An 18055-nucleotide genomic window follows, 5' to 3' on the forward strand; every position below is an offset into this window, starting at 1 on the left:
ACAATGTCGCGGGAATTTCCGAGGATTTTTTTAAGGCAAACACAAGCTTGCCACTATGCTGCATTGCAACAAAAGGGTCGCCGTGATAGGCGCGATGGCAGCCACGCCAGCGAGCCGGACCGGAACGAATGAGAGACACGATTTTTTGCGTATTCAGCGTCCTCACGACGCTCGTCCTCGCCGTCGTCTCGCTGCGCTACGTCAGAGATTTCTATCTGCTTTCCTTCTTTTACAGCTTCCAGGTCCATCTGGCGGTGGCCGCAGCGGCGGGGTCTATCGCAGCCCTTCTCGTCAAGCGGCACTGGTATGGGGTGCTGACACTTAGCGTATCCGTGGTCCTTGCCATCCACGGCGTCATGATGATGCGCGAATTCGCCGAGCCCGCTGTGGAAGAAAGCCGGCCGGCTCTCTTCAAGCTGATGTCTTTCAATATCGAGAACGATAATTTCGCGAACGGCGGCGCAATCGCCGACCTGGCCATCGCCTCCGGCGCCGATGTCGTCAACATCTTGGAGGCCGAACCGGTTTTGTCGGAACTGCCGCGGCTCTTGAAGACCTATCCCTATTACATCGGCTGCGGCGTCGGCATGCAGGAATGCGATACGCTGGTGCTGTCGAAGCGTCCGCTCATCGAACCCCGCATCCGCAATCTCGGCCTGCTCTGGCGCAACCGGCTGACGATATCGACCATCGATTTCGACGGGCAGAAGGTCAATTTCCTCGCCGCGCACCTTACCAAACCCTATTATGACGAATTCCACGGCCTGGAGATCTGGGATCTCGCAGAGATCATTCCTTCCCTGCCGGGGCCGCTCGTCCTTGCCGGTGATTTCAATACGTCGATCCTGGCGCCCGACGTGCAGTGGCTCATGCGCGGCCAGGGCCTCGGCACGGTATCGCTGGAGCCGGCGACATGGCCGATTAAGGCAGGCGCCTTCGGCATTCCAATCGATCACGTCTTCAGCAAAGCGCCGCTGCGGCTGAAATCTGTCCGCCGCATTCAGGACAGTTTCGGTTCAAATCATTTTGGCCTGATGGCGGAATTCGTCGTCGATCCCTGAGTTCTGATCGTCGTCCGCCGCCAGGAAGCCGCCGGACTGACGCGCCCAGAGCTCGGCATATAGCCCGCCGCGGCGAAGCAGTTCGTCGTGGCTGCCCTCCTCGATGATCCGGCCGAGATCGACGACGATCAGCCGGTCGAGTGCGGCAATCGTCGACAGCCGGTGGGCGATCGCAAGCACGGTCTTGCCCTCCATGATCCGATGAAGGTTGGACTGGATCGCTTCTTCCACCTCCGAATCGAGCGCCGACGTCGCTTCATCGAGAACGAGGATCGGGGCGTCCTTCAGCATGACCCGGGCAATGGCAATGCGCTGCCGCTGCCCGCCTGAGAGTTTGACGCCGCGTTCGCCGACATGTGCATCGAAACCTCTGCGGCCCTGCTGATCCTGCAGGCGCTCGATGAAGTCGATGGCTTCGGCGCGCCTGGCCGCCTCGACCAACCGCTCCTCGCCGGCATCCGGCCGTCCGAACAGAATATTGTCGCGCACCGAACGATGCAGCAGCGAGGTATCCTGGCTGACGACGCCGATCTGCATTCTGAGCGATTCCTGCGTCACGGCGGCAATATCCTGGCCGTCGATGAGGATGCGGCCGTCCTGAATGTCGTAGAGGCGCAGCAGCAGGTTCATCAGCGTCGATTTGCCCGCGCCCGAACGTCCGACGATCCCGACCTTTTCGCCCGGATGGATTGTCAGGGAGAAATTCTCGACGACCGGCAGGTGACCCTTGCCGTAGCGAAAGGAAACATTGTCGAAGCGGATGCCGGGCTGCCGGATCAGCAGGCTCTTCGCATCCGGCCGATCGACGAGCCCCAGAGGCTGGGAGATCAGCTCGGCAGCATTCTGGATGGTGCCAAGATTGCGCATGATGCCGTTGAACTGCGTCATCAGCCGCCCGAGCAGGAAATTCAGCCTGAGCACCAGTGCCAGCGAGAATGCCACCGCACCCGAGCTGACCAGGCCGCGCAGCCAGAGATCGACGCTCAGTCCAGCCATCGTCACGATCATCAGGCCGGAGAGAAGCGCCATCGAAGCCCTGACGCCGGTGATGAACCGGGTGAAGCGCAGCACCGTATCCTGAAAGATATCGAAGCCCTGCCGCATGTAGCGGTCGCTTTCCTCGTCGCGGGCAAACAGTTTCAGCGTCTGCATGTTGCTGTAGGAATCGACCATTCGGCCGTTCAGCATCGATCCGGCCTCCGCCGTTTCGCGGGAATGATGGCGGATCCTGGGAACGAAGTGGCGGGCAAGTAGGCCGAAGGCGCCAAGCCAGAACAGCACGACGGCGGCAAGGGAAAAGTCCAGCCGGGCGACGAGCACGAGCGTCGTCACCGCATAAATGCCGACGAACCAGACGCTTTCCATCAGCGAGGTGACGAGATCCCCGGTGGCCTGCCCGGCCGACCAGACCTTGGTAACGATGCGTCCGGAGAAATCGCTCTGGAAGAACGATAAAGACTGCCGGGAGACATGGAGATAAGATTGCCAACGTGCTAGATTATAGAAACCCGGCGTGATCACCTGCTGATCGACGAGCGCGATCAGGAAGGCGACGACAAAACGCACGAGCCCGATGAGAGCGAGCATGCCGAACAGCTCGCCGCCATGGGCTGCCAGAAGACCGCTCCAACCGGCGCCGGGTGTGATACTGCCGAGGATATCGACCAGTCGACCGACGAACCAGAAAAGCGCCGCCTCGATTGCCGCCGATGTGCCGCCGAGAATAAGCATGGCGATGAACGGCATCCTCGCCTGGCCGATATAGAACCAGACAAACCCGAGCGTCGAGCCCGGCGGCTGAAGATTGGCGCGCGGACGAAACGGATCGATCCAGGTTTCGAACAGGCGAAGGATGGGGCGCAGGAACATGGAAGCGATATAGGCGGATTGGGCGGGGCGGCAAAGGGAATGAAAAGCGGACGCAATGTTATATTTTGGTAATGATCGATAACATCGGCGGCATCGCCATTGATTACCCCCGAACCGGTCACAATCTGACGATACGATCGCGCTTCACCGGAGAGAAGGTTCATGGAAACGAAAATGCTCGATGCGCATATTCCGCTTCCGCTCGCGGAAAGGCTCGATGCCCTGGCTCTCGACCTGGCATTGCCGCGCGACGAAATCGTCACCGAGGCCGTTTCCGCCTGGCTCGACCAGGAGGAGCACCGCCGCATCGCCGCGCTGCGCACGCTGGCCGCCGCCAACACCATCATCCTCGTCGAACATGACCGCGTCATCGACTGGGCCGACAGTCTTTGAACCGCCGCAGAGCAAGCGCGGCATCAATTCCCGCCGAGAATACCGACAACATCCCGACGGCCGTGCAGAACGCGCAAGATCGTAACCGATTCATGTTCCACGGTATAATAGGCGCGAATATCCTCGAAACCCGGAACGGGCCACGATCTTATGCACGCCAGTTTTGAATTGCCGAATGTCTTCGGCGTGCCAGAATTCGGATATTCGAGAAGACGCACGAAAGACTGTTCGGCGGCATGCAGAAACCGCAGACCGAGTTCCTCTCCGCCGCGCTCCGCAAGATAGGAAAGCTGCAACAACATATCGTCGCGAGCTGCCGGTTTGACGGCAAGCTTCATGGCGACTTGTTCTTGCTCTGCGCTGCCAGCAACTGCGCGGCTTCCTTCCTCAGATCGCTCCAGAATGCGGGCGTTGCCTCAACGGCGTCCCCAGATGCCAGGCCCTCGAGCAGCAAGGCCTCAAGCCGCGCCTCGTTTTCGCGCTCCTGCGCATCCCGAACGAGGCCCCGGAAATATTCGCTGACATTGCCATAGCCCTTGCTGGCCATCTGGCTTTCGACAAAAGCCTTGAGGCTGTCGGGCAATGAGATCGTTACGGTCGCCATAAGCACATTCCTTGCTGGGATCAGCAAATGTACCACAGCTTCTTAACTGTTCTCAACTGTTAAGAAGCCCTCCCCGCTCTTGTGCCGGGAGGGCCATCTATCATTCCGCCGCCTCTTCCGCCTCCTCGGCGTGATCGGAGAGGAAGCCGCCGGACTGGCGGTTCCAGAGGTCGGCGTAGATGCCGCCGCTCCCGATCAGTTCGCCGTGGGAGCCGGCCTCGATGATCCGGCCCTTGTCGAGCACGATCAGCCGGTCCATCTCCGTCAGCGTCGACAGCCGGTGGGCGATCGCGATGACCGTCTTGCCCTCCATCAGGGCGAAGAGGTTTTCCTGAATCGCCGCCTCGACTTCCGAATCGAGCGCCGAAGTCGCCTCGTCGAGCACCAGGATCGGCGCGTCCTTCAGAAAGACGCGGGCGATCGCGATGCGCTGCCGCTGGCCGCCGGACAGCTTGACGCCGCGTTCGCCGACCTGCGCGTCCAGCCCCTGGCGGCCCTGCATGTCGACGAGCCCTTCGACGAACTCCCAGGCATTCGCGCGCTTGGCGGCCTCGGTGATCTCTGCATCCGAGGCCTCGGGACGGCCATAGGCGATGTTGTCGCGGATCGAGCGATGCAGCAGCGAGGTGTCCTGCGTCACCACGCCGACCAGGGAGCGCAGGCTTTCCTGCGAGACGCCGGCGATGTCCTGCCCGTCGATGGTGATGCGGCCGCCCTCCAGATCGTAGAAGCGCAGCAGCAGGTTCATCAGCGTCGTCTTGCCGGCGCCGGAGCGGCCGACGAGACCGACCTTCTCGCCCGCCTTGATGTCGAGCGACAGGTTGTCGATGACACCCTTGCTCTTGCCGTAGTGGAAGCGGATGCGGTCGTAGTGGATCGCGCCCTTTTTCGCCGTCATGGGAGGAGCGTCCGGCTTATCGACGATGTCGTGCTGTTTGCTCATCATCTCCATGCCGTCATAGACCGTGCCGATATTCTCGAACAGCGCCGAGACTTCCCACATGATCCATTGCGACATACCGTTGACGCGCATAGCAAGACCGATGGCGATGGCAATCGCACCGACCGAGATCGCCCCGTTCAGCCAGAACCAGATCGACATGCCCGAGACGACGAAGAGCGCGATGCAGTTGTTGAGGTAGACGCTGATGTGGAAGAGCGTCACCTTGCGCATCTGCTTGTGTACGGTCTGCAGGAACTCGTCCATGCCTTCCCTGGCATAGACCTCCTCGCGGCCGGCATGCGAAAACAGCTTGACGGTGGCGATATTCGTATAGCTGTCGACCACGCGCCCCGTCATCATCGAGCGCGCATCTGCTTGCGCCGCCGCGATCTTGCGAAGCCGCGGCACGAAATAGGCGACGATGCTGATATAGACGGCGAGCCAGACGAGGATCGGGATCATCAGCCGCCAATCGGCAGCTGCGATGACGATGATCATCGTCAGGAAGTACGTCACGACATAGACGAAGACGTCGAGGATCTTCATCACCGTCTCGCGCACCGCCAGCGAGGTCTGCATCACCTTGGTCGCCACACGCCCGGCAAACTCGTTGGCGAAGAATGTCATGCTGTGGCGCAGCAGGAAGCGATGCATCTGCCAGCGGGCGCTCATCGGATAATTGCCGAGCAGCATCTGGTGCATGATGAGGGAATCGAGGCCGGCCGTCAGCGGCAGGCCGATCAGCACCAGCGCCGCCATCCAGAACAGCTTGTGGCCTTCCGTCTCAAGGAAGGTGGCGCGGTCGGCATTGGTCAACCAGTCGACGATATCGCCGAGGAACTGGAAGAGCGCCACTTCGCCGACGGCGATCAGCGCCGTCAGCACGGCCATCAGGCCGAGCCAGGGCGCTGCCGGTTTGCTGTAGTGCCAGCAAAAGGCAAACAGACCCTTCGGCGGAGCGATGGGCTCCTCGCTCGGAAAGGGATTGAGTCGCTGTTCGAACCAGCCAAACATGAAATTGCTCCGAAACGTCAGCGTTTCGGCTCCCGGCTTCGCGCCATCCCGGCGCACTGCATGCACATATGGGAACCGAACGTTCAAGGGGCGAGGCTGAAGCAGCCGCACAATGGATCAAAAAGGGAGATTCAGGGAAGAAATGCGCCCTAGCGGCGGCGCGTCGCCTTAATCGGCATCACGGCGGGAAAGCGCATAGCGAGCAAAATATTCATGACGGCCCTCCCTGCTGGCGATTGAAGTTGTGCATGGATAACGCGAAAATTGCGAAATTTCCAGCCCCATAATGGCGTAAACTGAATGTTTCCGGGCCAAAACGCGCCCTGTTGCGGCGAAAAGGCAGTTGCTTTAGGTCTCACGCGTCCCAACGAAAATAAGCGGCGCGATGACGGACCTCAGATTGGCACTCTACCAGCCGGATATTCCGGGCAATACCGGCACGATCCTGCGACTTGCCGCCTGCCTCGCCTTTGCGGTCGATCTGATCGAACCGGCCGGCTTCGACGTTTCCGACCGCAACCTGAAACGCTCGGGCATGGACTATATCGCCGCCGCTGCGCTGACCCGCCATGTCAACTGGGATCGCTTCGAGGCGTGGCGCGCCACGACCGGCCGCCGCCTGATCCTAGCCTCGACCAAGGCGGCCGACCGCTACACCGATTTTGCCTTCCACCCCAGCGACATCCTGCTTTTCGGCCGCGAAAGCGCAGGCGTGCCGGATCATGTGCATGAGAAGGCGGATGCCCGCATCCTGATCCCGATGGTCGAGGGCCAGCGTTCGATCAACATCGCCGTTTCGGCCGCGATGATCGTCGGCGAGGCGATGCGCCAGACCGTCTGGAGTTGACCGTCTGGGCTTGACCGGCACCGGCGTCGGCGAAATAGCCGATCAGCTCCGGACCGTGTCGGAAAATGACGTTGTCAATCCGCGCCAAATCGGTCTATATTTATTAGCCGAGCAAACAAACATATCGTATAGCCTCCATAATTTCAACAGTTTGGTAGGCTACACCCAAGCCTACACCTCTCAAGACAGATGAAAGAAGAATAAAAGCAAGAAAATGGATTCCACAGTCATCATGATCAACCTGTTCGGCGCCGTGGCTTTGCTGCTGTTCGGCCTTGCGCAGGTGAAGGACGGCGTGTCCAGGGCCTTCGGCGCACGGCTGAGAACAGGTCTGGCGAGCGGCACGCGCGGCGGTTTCCGTTCCTTCCTGTCGGGACTGGGGGCGACCATCGCGCTGCAGAGTTCGACGGCAACCGCGCTGATGACCGCATCCTTCGTCGAACGTGACCTGATCAAGCCGCGCATGGCGCAGATCGTCCTGCTCGGCGCCAATGTCGGCACGGCGATCACCGCCTGGATCGTCGCCACCGGCATCGAATGGCTCTCTCCGTTGCTGATCCTGGCCGGCATCGTGCTTTACCGCGGCCGCTCCAGCACCCGCCAGGGCGGCGGCGCGGCACTGATCGGCATCGGTCTGATGCTGCTGTCGCTGCATCTGCTCGGCCTCGCGACGGAACCGATGCGCGCCTCCCCGGCTCTCGCCGCATTTATCGGCCTTCTGGACGGGGCGCTGCCCGTGGCGCTGCTCTTCTCGGCAGCTCTTGCCTTCCTCTCCTCCTCGAGCCTGGCTGTGGTGGTGCTAATCCTGTCGCTCGCCTCGGCGGGTCTGGTTTCGGCCGAACTTGTCATCGTTCTCGTGCTCGGCGCCAATCTCGGCGGCGCGATCCCGCCTGTCATTGCGACATTGTCCGGCCCGGTTTCGGCGCGGCGCGTCACTCTCGGCAACCTCGCGGTGCGCGCGCTCGGCTGCTTCATCGCCCTGCCGCTGGCGGGCTATGGCGCCGAACTCATCCAGATGCTGCCCTTCGGTCCGGCCAAGCTGCCGGTCGATGCGCATCTCGCCTTCAATCTTCTGCTGGCAGCCCTCGCCTGGCCATTCTCCCGGCCGCTCGCCACCCTGATGGCCCGGCTGGTGCCGGATCAGGCCGAGCCTGACAACGCCCCGAAATATCTCGACACGCAGGAGCTTTCGACACCCGTCATTGCCCTGACCAGCGCCACCCGCGAAGTGCTCGGCGTCGGCGACCTCATCGAGCGCATGCTGGTCAGGGTCTCCGAAGCCTTCGAGCAGAATGATGCCGGCAAGCTTGCCGAAATCCCGGCTCTCGAAGAGCGCGTCGACCGGCTGCAGCAGGCAGTGAAGGTCTATCTCTCGAAGCTCGGCCGCGAGGGTCTCACCGACGAGAACGCCCGCCGCTCGATCGTCGTCATCGACTACGCGATTAATCTCGAACATATGGGCGACATCATCGAGAAAGGCTTGCGGGAACAGGTGGCGAAGAAGATCTCGCTCGGCCTGAAATTTTCCGACGACGGCCATCAGGAACTGCGCAAGCTGTTCGATCTGACGATCGACAATCTGCGCGTCGCCCAGACGATCTTCGTCACCCGCGATTTCAATCTCGCGCGGCAGATGATGGAGGTAAAGGTCGAGGTGCGCCGGATGGAGAAGCAGTCGGCCGAGCGCCATCTCGAACGCCTGCGCGACGGCCGCGCCGACAGCCTGCAGACGAGTTCGCTGCATCTCGACATGCTGCGCGACCTGAAGCGTATCAACGCCCACATCGTCTCGGTGGCGCATCCGATCATGGATGAGAGCGGTCTGCTGATCGAAAGCCGCGTACGACCCGCGGCGGAGTGACGGTCAATCGGCCGAAGGCAGGCGGCGCATCGTGAATTCGATCTGGTCGCCGTCGAGCTGGCGCCAGCTTTCCACCTCTGTCCAGTAGGCCGCCTTCGGATATTCGTCGAACCATTCGCGCGCTTTGGCGCGTGCGTCGAGGAGGCCGAGGCAATATGTCTCACGCACGAAATGGTCTTTCCGGCGGGAGGACGTTTCCGCCCGATGTCTTGCTATCCTGCGCTTCAGGCCGTCGAAGGACGGAGGTCCTGGAACTTTTTTCATCAAACCTACCTCTTCGGAAAAGGTAGTATCGAAATACTTGATTTGCGAGTCGAATCTTGGAAACGCCGGGCAGCGTTGCCCTTGGCTTGGCGAGAAGCGGCGCCACCTGCTAGACGTGGCCGGCAACGAGGAATGAGCGAGTCGCACCCCTAAACGGATGCCGACCGCCGGAGGCGTGACATGGAAAGACCGGAACTGCCGATCGGCTTGCCTGAGGATATCGAAGAGAAGAAGGCTGCCGCCCGCAGCTGGTTCGAAGGACTGCGCGATACGATCTGCGCCTCTTTTGAAGCCCTCGAAGACGAGCTGGAAGGCCCGCTCTCCGATCAGGAGCCCGGCCGATTCACCGCCAAGGACTGGTCGCGCGAAAACGGCGCCGGCGGCGGTGGCCGCATGTCGATGATGGAGGGCCGGGTCTTCGAGAAGGTCGGCGTCCACACGTCCACCGTCCATGGCGAATTCTCCCCGGACTTCCGGGCGCAGATACCGGGCGCCAAGGACGATCCGCGTTTCTGGGCCTCGGGCATCTCCTTGATAGCCCATCCCGTCAATCCGAATGTTCCGGCTGTACATATGAACACCCGCATGGTCGTCACCACGAGCCGCTGGTTCGGCGGCGGCGCCGACCTGACGCCGGTGCTGTCGCGCCGGCGCACCCAAGAGGACGAGGACAGCCAGCTCTTCCACAAGGCGATGGAGATCGCCTGCCGTAATCATGCCGTCGCCGATTACGCTGCCTACAAAGCCTGGTGCGACGAATATTTCTTCCTGAAGCATCGCAACGAGGCCCGCGGCATTGGCGGCATCTTCTATGACTGGCTGCATTCGAGCGAGGAGGCCGGCGGCTGGGACGCCGATTTCGCCTTCACCCGCGATGTCGGCCGGGCCTTTGCCATGGTCTATCCGAAGATTGTCCGCTCCAACTTCAATAAGCTGTGGACAGAGGCCGACCGTGACGAACAATTGATCCGCCGGGGCCGCTACGTCGAATTCAATCTGCTGTATGATCGCGGCACGATCTTCGGCCTGAAGACCGGCGGCAACGTTGAATCCATTCTTTCGTCCTTGCCTCCTGTCGTCCGCTGGCCATGAGACTGTGATATCTCGTCGATAAATTCGAGTTGATTGACCTTCACGAAAATTAAGCGCGTCCTAACTTTATATGTATGTGCGTAACAATCGGAGGAGGATTGTCATGACGATACAAAGTGGTTCGCCCGCGTCCACGGATGCCCAGGAAACATCTCGTACGATCGACACATCCGAGTTTCTGACGCGCATCGCCGAGAAACTGCGGGCCAAGAGCGGCTCGGATCTGCCGCTGTCCTGCTTCATCGAGCAGGTCAAGCTGCAGCTGGCCGGAGGAAAGTCGCCGGAACAGCTGCAGAATGAAGCAGCGGCCGCCAACAGCAACATGCCCGGCCAGCTTTCGGATGCCTACAAAGCCTGGGCGATGCCCGACTGACACGGCCTTTACCGGCCGGCATATGGATGCCGGCCGGAACCTTCCCTCCCCCCGCACATTCATAAATCGCGTCAGATCGCGATCGTCTTTGTGTTTCGAACAGAGGAGAAGACCATGCGACTTTTCGAATGCGGCACTCTCGTCCCGGGCTGCGCTTGGCATACACGGGCGGATAGCGACGCCGAGGTGGTCCGCCGCGCCGTCGAACATCTGAAAAATGCTCACGGCGAAACCACGATCCGTGAGAACATGGTGGATAATATCAAGGCTCGCATCCGCGACGAGGTCAACGCCGCCTGATTATTGCAGTCGTTCTTGTAGCCGGGCGAGCAGTGCCGCCCGGTCGGAAACGAAATTTTCCTCTACCCACTGGTTTTCCAGGCCGGCAAGCAGTTCGCCGACGCGCGGGCCTGAGGCGATTCCCGCAGACATCACATCGCCGCCGTTTAGCGGAAATTGCGGCTTCTTCCAGTTTGCGGCCTGATCCAGGAGCTTGGTGAGCCGCGCCGACCGCGCCATTTCGTCGAAATCCGCTTCAGCCTTGCCACGCGCCACGCCGAGCGCCAGCTTCAGCCGCGTCGTGATGCCGTCGGCGCCGTTGCGGTAGAGCAGCCGTTCGAAGGCCGACGACGACATGTCGTCATTAACAGGTGCGGCCATTGCCCAGGCCCTGAGGGTGGCCGCTTCCGCATTCGAGAGCTTGAGGCGGGCTGCCAGCGCTTCCAGCCGCACCGCATCGGGCGGCACGATCGCCGCAAGCCGCAGCAGCGGATCGGGCGTCCAGCCGAGCGCCTTTTCGGTGGCGACCAGCGAAGGGATCGCATCGATCCCCCATCGTTCCGATTCCGGCAGGATTTCCGTCAGCACCGCCACCTGCCGCATCCACAGCAGCGCCCGGCCGGGATCGGCAGCACTCAAGAGCTTCCGCAGTTCCGACCAGACGCGTTCCGCCGACAGCGTCTTCAGCTTCGAACGCGCCGCCGAACACGCCTTCAGCCCCTCCGCATCCGGCCGCCCGGAACCGTAATAGGCAAAGAAGCGGAAGAAGCGCAGGATGCGCAGATGATCTTCGGCGATGCGCTTTGCCGCGTCACCGATGAAGCGGATGTTGCGCCTCTCGATATCGGCAAGCCCGCCGACCAGATCCACTACCTCGCCCTTGGCATCGGCATAAAGCGCGTTGATCGTCAGATCCCGCCGCTCGGCATCGGCCTTCCAATCGGTGCTGAAAGCGACCTTCGCGTGGCGCCCGTCGGTCTCGACGTCGGTGCGAAGCGTCGTCACCTCGAAGGGCTTGCCGTCGATGACGAGCGTCACCGTGCCGTGCTGCAGGCCTGTCGGTACCGCCTTGATGCCGGCCGCCGCCGCGCGCTCCATGACGATCTCCGGCGTCAGCGTCGTGGCGATGTCGATATCGCTGACCGGCAGGCCCATCAGGCTGTTGCGCACCGCGCCGCCGACCACCCGCCCTTCTCCGCCATCGGTATTGAGAAGCGGAAGAATCCGGCCGAGAGCCGGGTCGCGGAACCATGCTTGGTCGGCAAGACCGGTCATGCATAAAGCCTTTCGTAAAGCGTGCGGACGATGCCGGCGGTGATGCCCCAGATCATTCTGGTTTCATAGGGCACACGGTAGAAATGCCGGTCGATGCCGTCGATGACACGCCTGTCGCGGGCATGGTTGGCAGGGTTCATCAGGAATGACAGCGGCACCTCGAAGACGTCAGCCACCTCGGCCGGGTTCAGGGTCAGCGCGAACCCCGGCGTGACGACACCGAGCACCGGCGTGATGCGGAAGCCGGTCGAGGCAAGATAATTCGGCAACCGCCCAACGGTCTCGACGAAGGAACCGGCGAGGCCGATCTCCTCCTCCGTCTCGCGGATCGCCGCCATCTCAGGTGAGATATCGGATGGATCGATCGACCCGCCGGGAAAGGCGATCTGCCCGGAATGTTTGCGCAGCGTTGCCGTGCGCTTGGTGAAGATCACATGTGCCTCCTCACCGTCGTCGACGACCGGCACGAGCACGGCGGCGTCGCGCAGCTTGAAGGTCTCGACCTCGGCGACGATATCGGGATTGAGGATATGGTCGCCGTGATCGCGCCAGGCATGGTCGACCGGCCCACCATTCTGGTTGAGGGCGCGGCGGCGGAATTCGGCGGCTGAGAACAGCGGATAACGGTGGGTGATCGCATCATTCATCGGCAAAGAGCATCCAGTTCGTCGGCCAGCATGACAGGGAAGACCTGGCCGGCGGAGCGGAGCGCAAACATCGCCAGCCCCTCCACGTCGAGGATCTCGCCAAGCGCGACCAGTTCATACATCACCGCACGCGACACCAGCGCCTCCAGCCGCCCGCGCACATGCAGATAGGGTTTCAGTTCGGCGTTGCCGTCCGCAATGGCAAAGCGCAGCCGATGCTCTCCTCCCGCCTCCACGACATCGCCGACATTGGTGCGAAATGTCAGCACCTGTTCGCCCTGCCACTCCGTCACGTTCATCTCCACGGCAATGAACGGCGCGTCGGCGACCCTGATCCCGACCTTTTCCACAGGAGTTACGAGATAGGTCTTCTCGTCGTCGTCCTTGCGCAAAACCGTCGAAAACAGCCGCACCAGCGCCGGCCGGCCGATCGGCGTGCCCATATAGAACCACGTGCCGTCGGCTCTGATCTCCATGTCGATATCGCCGCAGAAAGGCGGATTCCACCGCTCGACCGGCGGTAAACCGCGTTTTTTTCCGCCGCTTTCGTCAGACGCGCGCGAAATCATGGCGGCAAGTCCCGCCGCATCCGCCTGTCCGCTGATTTCCTCGGCTGCCATTCTTCCGTCCCGGTTTGTCCTTAACGAAGTGAAGTCACGAGATAGTCATTCGCAACGAACTTGTCAGCCCGTCGCATCTCCATAACTCTATCGAGTATGAGGCAGATGTATAAGTCCGCCGATTCGCTGCCGAATGATTTCAGCCGTTGGAGATGCCCGTGGGTATGATGAAGACCGAAGCCAGCCTCGATGAAAAGGCGATCGTCGCCGCTGCCGAAAAGGCGCTCTCCGATATCGCCGCCATCCGCACAGAAGTCTCGAAGGTGATCTTCGGTCAGGAAAGCGTCGTCGAGAACACCATTCTCGCCGTGCTGTCCGGTGGTCATGCTCTGCTCGTCGGCGTCCCTGGCCTTGCCAAGACCAGACTGGTGACGACGCTCGGCGAAGTGCTCGGCCTTGCCGCCAACCGCATTCAGTTCACGCCGGACCTGATGCCCTCGGATATTCTCGGCTCCGAAGTGATGGATCAGGACGACAGTGGACGCCGCTCTTTCCGCTTCGTCAAGGGCCCTGTTTTCGCCCAACTGCTGATGGCCGACGAAATCAACCGCGCCTCGCCGCGAACCCAGTCGGCGCTTCTGCAAGCCATGCAGGAATATCACATCACCATCGCCGGCCAGCGCTATGATCTGCCGGCGCCCTTCCACGTGCTCGCCACCCAGAACCCGCTCGAGCAGGAAGGCACCTATCCCCTGCCCGAAGCTCAGCTCGACCGCTTCCTGCTGCAGGTCGACGTCAACTATCCCGAACTCGCCGCCGAACGCCAGATCCTGCTTGAGACGACGGGCTTGGGGGAAACCCGGCCGGTAGCCGTCATCGACGCGCAGCGGCTGATCGAGATTCAGGCCCTGGTGCGCCAGATGCCGGTGAGCGACACGGTCGTCGACGCCATCCTGGCGCTGGTGCGTTCCGCCCGTCCCGGCCAGGGCAATGCCTCGACCGACAAGAACGTCGCCTGGGGTCCCGGTCCCCGCGCCGGCCAGGCGATGATGCTCTGCGCCCGCGCCCGGGCGCTCTACGAAGGCCGCCTGGCGCCGTCGCTCGACGATATCTTCGCGCTCGCCGAACCCATTCTCCAGCACCGTATGGCGCTGACTTTCGCTGCCCGCGCCGAAGGCATGTCGGTGCGCGATGTCATTGCCGGACTGGTCAAGCAGGCAAAGGGATAAGGAAGCCGGACGCGTGGCATCTATCGGACAGATCGTCAATCCGACGTCAGGCAGCGATGCCCTTTCCCGCGCCAGGCAGCGGGCCGCCCTGGTACCGGATTGCCTGGTGGAAGCCAAGCGCATCGCCAACACGGTGATCGCCGGCTGGCATGGCCGCCGCAAACGCGGCATCGGCGAAAATTTCTGGCAGTTCCGTCCCTATGCCGAGGGCGAAAGCCTGTCGCGCATCGATTGGCGCCGTTCCGCCCGCGACGACCATACCTATGTGCGCGAGCGCGAATGGGAGGCGGCCCACACGATCTGGCTCTGGTGCGACATGTCGCCCTCGATGATGTACAAGTCGAGTTATGGCAGCGTCTCCAAGGAAAGCCGCGCGCTGGTCGTCATGCTGGCGCTGGCCGAAATCCTCGCCCGTTCCGGCGAGCGCATCGGCTGCCCGGGCATCATGGAACCCGCCTCCACCCGCAATGCCGCCGAGCGCCTTGCGGCCGCGCTCATGCACACGCCGCTGACCGGCGGCCTGCCGGAAACAGGAATGATCCGCGGCTGGAGCGACCTGGTCCTCATCGGCGATTTCCTCGATGATGCGCCGGCGATCATGGAACGCCTCGGCCCGCTCGCCCGCCGCGGCCTGCGCGGCCATGTGGTCGAAATATCGGATCCCGCCGAGGAAATATTCCCCTACAGCGGCCGCACCGAATTCACCGATCCGGAGAGCGGCGCCAGGCTTATCTCCGGCCGCGCCGAACACATTCGCGAGGCCTATCGCAACGCCTACCTCGCCCGCAGGGAGAGCCTCGGCCAATCGCTGCGCCATCTCGGCTGGACCTTTGCGACGCACCGCACCGATCATCTCGCCTCGGAGGCGCTGGTCGCGGTGCACATGTATTTGTCCGGCATGCCGGCCAAGGCAACGCATGGAGGGCAGCTGTGAACGCCCTTCCCTTCGCTTTCGCCTATCCTGCCATTCTCGGCGCCCTCATCGCCCTGCCGGTCATCTGGTGGCTGCTCAGGCTGACGCCGCCGCGTCCGAAGACCGAGGTCTTCCCGCCGCTGAAGATCCTCGCCTCCGTCTTGAAGCGCGAGGAGACGCCGGCGCAGAGCCCATGGTGGCTGACGCTGCTGCGCATGCTGCTCGCCGCCACTGTTATTCTTGCGATCGCCGATCCGGTCTTCAACCCGCGCACCAGTTCGCTGGCATCCGGCGGTCCGCTCGTCCTCTTCGTCGACAACAGCTGGGCGGCGGCACCCGACTGGGAGCGCCGCATCCAGACAGCCGATGCGTTGATAGACGATGCGGAATCCGCCGGCACGCCGGTGTCGATCGCCTTCACTGCCGATCCGAGCAACAACGCCGTTCCTGGCACCGCCGCTGCCGCCCGCGACAAGCTGCGCGCCGCCGAGCCGCGACCGCTGGTGCCGGACCGTGAGCGCGCCTTCCAGGCGCTGCGCGCCGCGCTGAACGGCATCAAGCCCGGCACCCTCGCCTTTTTGACCGACGGCGTCGCCGCCAAATCAGAAGACGCGACGGTGCAACGGCTCGCAGAACTTCAGCCCGCCGATCTCCGCCTTATCGAGGGTGATGCCGACCGCACGGTCGCCATCACCGCGGCCAACAATGCGGCTGACGCCATGACCGTCAAGGTCACACGGCTCAACACTTCGCGTGCCGCATCCGTGGCGCTCAACGCCGTCGATACCCAGGGCCGCTCGATTGCCAACGGCAGGGTGAATTTCCGACCCGGCCAGAGCGTTGCGACGAGTTCGATCACCGCGCCCTTCGAGATGCGCAACGATTTCGCCCGCGTCAGCGTCGATAACGGCGCAACGGCCGGCGCCGTCCATCTTCTCGACGACGCATTCAAGCGCCGCCGCGTCGTCCTCCTGTCGGGTGAAGGCGGGGATGAGTTCCAGCCGCTGCTCTCGCCGCTCTATTATATTCAGCGAGCGCTGCAACCCTATGCGGACCTGATCCAGCCCAGCGATTCCGATCTTTCGGTCGCCATACCGAAACTGCTCGCCAGCAATCCCTCCATCATCATCATGGCCGATATCGGCCGTCTGCCTGAAGAAACCTACGAACCGCTGACACGCTGGATATCGAATGGCGGTATGCTGTTGCGTTTCGCCGGTCCGCGCATGGCCGCGGCCCCTGCGGACGATCCGCTGATCCCCGTTATCCTGCGCCAGGGAGAACGGGCGCTGGGCGGCACATTGTCCTGGAGCGAGCCGCAGTCGCTGGCCGAATTTCCGGGTTTCGGGCCTTTCGCTGGCATAGCGCGCCCCGCCGATGTCGTCGTCAAGCGGCAGGTGCTGGCCGAACCGACGCCCGATCTGGCCGAACGCACTTGGGCGAGCCTGGCTGACGGCACGCCGCTCGTGACGATGAAACAGCTCGCATCCGGGCAGATCGTCCTGTTTCACGTCACGGCGGAAGCGACTTGGTCCGATCTGCCGATCTCCGGCACTTTCGTCGACATGCTGCGCCACCTCCTGCAGATATCGCGCTCCGGCGGCGTGACACCGGAGGCGCGCGGTAATGCGCGTGTCTCCGAAACCCTGCCGCCATTCCGTATGCTGACGGCCAAGGGCACGCTCGTCTCCGAGACAGGTTCGGCGCGGCCCCTCATTCCACAGGCCGGAGCCGAACCGACGGCGAATTTCGACAACCCACCCGGGCTTTACGGTTCGGAAGACGGTTTCACCTCCCTGAACGTACTGCCTGAGGACGCCGAACTGACGCCGCTCGACACAGCCGGGACCAATGCCGTGCGCGAAGGCCTGATCGGCGGCGAAAGCTGGTCGGCAAAGCCCGCGCTTTTTCTCGCGGCCTTTCTGCTGCTGCTGGCCGATAGCCTGGTCGTCCTCTTCATGAACGGCGCATTCTCACGATTGCGCCCGGCTGCCCGTACAGCGGCGATGATCGCCGTTGCGCTCAGTGCCGGCTTTCTCATGCAGCCCGGCACGCTTCACGCCAACGACTCCCAGCCCGGCGACGACTTGATCTTGCAGAGGCTCGACAACACGCACCTCGCCTATGTCGTCACCGGGGAACGGGAAGTGGACGAGATATCCGAGCGCGGCCTCGAGGGCCTCACCCAGTTCCTGACGTTTCGCACGACCCTGGAGCCGGCGCCGCCCGTCGGCATCGACCTAACCAAAGACGAGCTCGCCTTCTATCCGATCATCTACTGGCCGGTTTCGGCAACGGCGCCGATGCCGTCGGCGGCGGCGATCAGCCGCATCGACGCCTATATGCGCAATGGCGGCACCGTGCTTTTCGACACACGCGATCAGATCAGCGCATTGGACAATGGCGGCAATGTCAGCGCCAACGGCCAGAGGCTGCAGGCAATCCTTGCCAATCTCGATATTCCGCCGCTGGAACCCGTGCCCTCCGATCACGTGCTGACGAAATCCTTCTATCTCCTGTCGAGCTTTCCCGGCCGTTACACCGGCAGCCCGCTTTGGATCGAGGCTCGGCAGGGCGGCCGCGAAGCGACCGAAAAATCGGCTGCGACCGCCGACGGCGTTTCGCCGATTCTGATCACCGGCAATGATTTCGCCGGCGCCTGGGCAATCGACGACAACGGCGTGCCGATGCTTCCGACCGTGCCGTCCGATGAAGCGCAGCGCGAATATGCCTACCGTGCCGGCGTCAACATCATGATGTACATGCTGACCGGCAACTACAAGACCGACCAGGTCCATGTTCCCGACCTTCTCGAACGGTTAGGACAGTGA

Annotated in this window: 18 protein-coding genes; 10 read left to right on the plus strand and 8 right to left on the minus strand. The window is 62.5% G+C overall.

The features are described from left to right. The first annotated feature begins 128 nt into the window (after positions 1–128). Positions 129–1061 (plus strand): endonuclease/exonuclease/phosphatase family protein, encoded by a 933-nt coding sequence (locus tag BBJ66_RS14860; protein WP_071087925.1) that lies wholly within the window; start codon positions 129–131, stop codon positions 1059–1061. Here the strand turns inward: BBJ66_RS14860 and BBJ66_RS14865 are convergent. Next, a complete protein-coding gene (locus BBJ66_RS14865; RefSeq protein WP_071087927.1) occupies positions 1017–2930 on the minus strand; it encodes an ABC transporter ATP-binding protein in 1914 nt (637 codons plus the stop codon). The two genes, BBJ66_RS14860 and BBJ66_RS14865, sit on opposite strands and share 45 nt — an antisense overlap. A gap of 162 nt (positions 2931–3092) precedes the next feature. Between BBJ66_RS14865 and BBJ66_RS14870 the strand changes: the two genes are divergently transcribed. After that, positions 3093–3323 (plus strand): hypothetical protein, encoded by a 231-nt coding sequence (locus BBJ66_RS14870; RefSeq protein WP_049736181.1) that lies wholly within the window; start codon positions 3093–3095, stop codon positions 3321–3323. A gap of 23 nt (positions 3324–3346) precedes the next feature. Here BBJ66_RS14870 and BBJ66_RS33130 read toward each other — a convergent pair whose 3' ends face one another. The 3 genes from BBJ66_RS33130 to BBJ66_RS14885 form a co-directional block, all read right to left on the minus strand. Further along, positions 3347–3661 carry a type II toxin-antitoxin system RelE/ParE family toxin gene (locus BBJ66_RS33130; RefSeq protein ID WP_082336912.1) on the minus strand — a complete coding sequence of 105 codons (315 nt, stop codon included), beginning with the start codon at positions 3659–3661 and terminating at the stop codon, positions 3347–3349. After that, on the minus strand, positions 3658–3927 hold the full coding sequence (locus BBJ66_RS14880) for a ribbon-helix-helix domain-containing protein (RefSeq protein ID WP_049736180.1): 270 nt from the start codon (positions 3925–3927) through the stop codon (positions 3658–3660). Before BBJ66_RS14880 ends, BBJ66_RS33130 begins: the two co-directional genes overlap by 4 nt. A gap of 100 nt (positions 3928–4027) precedes the next feature. After that, a complete protein-coding gene (locus BBJ66_RS14885) occupies positions 4028–5884 on the minus strand; it encodes an ABC transporter ATP-binding protein (protein WP_071087929.1) in 1857 nt (618 codons plus the stop codon). Between the two features lie 385 nt (positions 5885–6269). Here BBJ66_RS14885 and BBJ66_RS14890 point away from each other — a divergent pair, with 385 nt between their 5' ends. Then, entirely contained in the window at positions 6270–6731 is a 462-nt protein-coding gene (locus BBJ66_RS14890; RefSeq protein ID WP_071087932.1) for a tRNA (cytidine(34)-2'-O)-methyltransferase, read from the plus strand. Positions 6732–6945: 214 nt separating this feature from the next. Next, positions 6946–8592, plus strand: coding sequence for a Na/Pi cotransporter family protein (locus BBJ66_RS14895; protein ID WP_071087934.1), 1647 nt, complete (start codon positions 6946–6948; stop codon positions 8590–8592). A gap of 3 nt (positions 8593–8595) precedes the next feature. Here BBJ66_RS14895 and BBJ66_RS14900 read toward each other — a convergent pair whose 3' ends face one another. Beyond that, the gene (locus tag BBJ66_RS14900) at positions 8596–8856 is read right to left on the minus strand and encodes a hypothetical protein (protein WP_003565536.1); all 261 of its coding nucleotides are present in this window, start codon (positions 8854–8856) and stop codon (positions 8596–8598) included. Positions 8857–9036: 180 nt separating this feature from the next. Between BBJ66_RS14900 and hemF the strand changes: the two genes are divergently transcribed. The 3 genes from hemF to BBJ66_RS14915 all read left to right on the plus strand — a co-directional run bounded on the left by hemF (position 9037) and on the right by BBJ66_RS14915 (position 10621). Beyond that, positions 9037–9948, plus strand: coding sequence for an oxygen-dependent coproporphyrinogen oxidase (gene hemF, locus BBJ66_RS14905; protein WP_071087936.1), 912 nt, complete (start codon positions 9037–9039; stop codon positions 9946–9948). A 103-nt stretch (positions 9949–10051) separates the two neighbouring features. Further along, positions 10052–10321 (plus strand): hypothetical protein, encoded by a 270-nt coding sequence (locus tag BBJ66_RS14910; RefSeq protein ID WP_049736175.1) that lies wholly within the window; start codon positions 10052–10054, stop codon positions 10319–10321. Between the two features lie 114 nt (positions 10322–10435). After that, positions 10436–10621, plus strand: coding sequence for a DUF1059 domain-containing protein (locus BBJ66_RS14915; RefSeq protein WP_003565542.1), 186 nt, complete (start codon positions 10436–10438; stop codon positions 10619–10621). Here the strand turns inward: BBJ66_RS14915 and BBJ66_RS14920 are convergent, their stop codons facing one another. Genes BBJ66_RS14920 through BBJ66_RS14930 form a run of 3 tightly spaced genes read right to left on the minus strand, consistent with a single transcriptional unit; the run spans position 10622 to position 13142 of the window. Further along, positions 10622–11875, minus strand: a complete 1254-nt coding sequence (locus tag BBJ66_RS14920) for a CCA tRNA nucleotidyltransferase (protein ID WP_071087938.1) — start codon at positions 11873–11875, stop codon at positions 10622–10624. Beyond that, on the minus strand, positions 11872–12522 hold the full coding sequence (locus BBJ66_RS14925) for a CoA pyrophosphatase (protein ID WP_049736173.1): 651 nt from the start codon (positions 12520–12522) through the stop codon (positions 11872–11874). The genes BBJ66_RS14920 and BBJ66_RS14925 overlap by 4 nt, the downstream gene beginning before the upstream one ends. Next, positions 12519–13142 (minus strand): DUF1285 domain-containing protein, encoded by a 624-nt coding sequence (locus tag BBJ66_RS14930; protein WP_071087940.1) that lies wholly within the window; start codon positions 13140–13142, stop codon positions 12519–12521. The genes BBJ66_RS14925 and BBJ66_RS14930 overlap by 4 nt, the downstream gene beginning before the upstream one ends. 158 nt (positions 13143–13300) lie before the next feature. Between BBJ66_RS14930 and BBJ66_RS14935 the strand changes: the two genes are divergently transcribed. From BBJ66_RS14935 to BBJ66_RS14945, 3 genes are read left to right on the plus strand one after another with little or no spacing between them, the layout of a single operon-like run. Continuing rightward, entirely contained in the window at positions 13301–14311 is a 1011-nt protein-coding gene (locus tag BBJ66_RS14935) for an AAA family ATPase (RefSeq protein ID WP_049736171.1), read from the plus strand. Positions 14312–14324: 13 nt separating this feature from the next. Beyond that, a complete protein-coding gene (locus tag BBJ66_RS14940; RefSeq protein ID WP_049736170.1) occupies positions 14325–15245 on the plus strand; it encodes a DUF58 domain-containing protein in 921 nt (306 codons plus the stop codon). Next, complete coding sequence (locus tag BBJ66_RS14945) at positions 15242–18055, plus strand: DUF4159 domain-containing protein (protein WP_071087941.1); 2814 nt, start codon at positions 15242–15244, stop codon at positions 18053–18055. The genes BBJ66_RS14940 and BBJ66_RS14945 overlap by 4 nt, the downstream gene beginning before the upstream one ends.

This window comes from Rhizobium sp. RSm-3 (genome assembly GCF_001854685.1).
Taxonomy (GTDB): Bacteria; Pseudomonadota; Alphaproteobacteria; order Rhizobiales; family Rhizobiaceae; genus Rhizobium; species Rhizobium ecuadorense.

Coding starts and splice junctions, on each gene's coding strand:
- BBJ66_RS14860 (WP_071087925.1), top strand. CDS start 129: ATGAGAGACACGATTTTTTGCGTATTCAGCGTCCTCACGACGCTCGTC.
- BBJ66_RS14865 (WP_071087927.1), bottom strand. CDS start 2,930: ATGTTCCTGCGCCCCATCCTTCGCCTGTTCGAAACCTGGATCGATCCG.
- BBJ66_RS14870 (WP_049736181.1), top strand. CDS start 3,093: ATGGAAACGAAAATGCTCGATGCGCATATTCCGCTTCCGCTCGCGGAA.
- BBJ66_RS33130 (WP_082336912.1), bottom strand. CDS start 3,661: ATGAAGCTTGCCGTCAAACCGGCAGCTCGCGACGATATGTTGTTGCAG.
- BBJ66_RS14880 (WP_049736180.1), bottom strand. CDS start 3,927: ATGGCGACCGTAACGATCTCATTGCCCGACAGCCTCAAGGCTTTTGTC.
- BBJ66_RS14885 (WP_071087929.1), bottom strand. CDS start 5,884: ATGTTTGGCTGGTTCGAACAGCGACTCAATCCCTTTCCGAGCGAGGAG.
- BBJ66_RS14890 (WP_071087932.1), top strand. CDS start 6,270: ATGACGGACCTCAGATTGGCACTCTACCAGCCGGATATTCCGGGCAAT.
- BBJ66_RS14895 (WP_071087934.1), top strand. CDS start 6,946: ATGGATTCCACAGTCATCATGATCAACCTGTTCGGCGCCGTGGCTTTG.
- BBJ66_RS14900 (WP_003565536.1), bottom strand. CDS start 8,856: ATGAAAAAAGTTCCAGGACCTCCGTCCTTCGACGGCCTGAAGCGCAGG.
- hemF (WP_071087936.1), top strand. CDS start 9,037: ATGGAAAGACCGGAACTGCCGATCGGCTTGCCTGAGGATATCGAAGAG.
- BBJ66_RS14910 (WP_049736175.1), top strand. CDS start 10,052: ATGACGATACAAAGTGGTTCGCCCGCGTCCACGGATGCCCAGGAAACA.
- BBJ66_RS14915 (WP_003565542.1), top strand. CDS start 10,436: ATGCGACTTTTCGAATGCGGCACTCTCGTCCCGGGCTGCGCTTGGCAT.
- BBJ66_RS14920 (WP_071087938.1), bottom strand. CDS start 11,875: ATGACCGGTCTTGCCGACCAAGCATGGTTCCGCGACCCGGCTCTCGGC.
- BBJ66_RS14925 (WP_049736173.1), bottom strand. CDS start 12,522: ATGAATGATGCGATCACCCACCGTTATCCGCTGTTCTCAGCCGCCGAA.
- BBJ66_RS14930 (WP_071087940.1), bottom strand. CDS start 13,142: ATGGCAGCCGAGGAAATCAGCGGACAGGCGGATGCGGCGGGACTTGCC.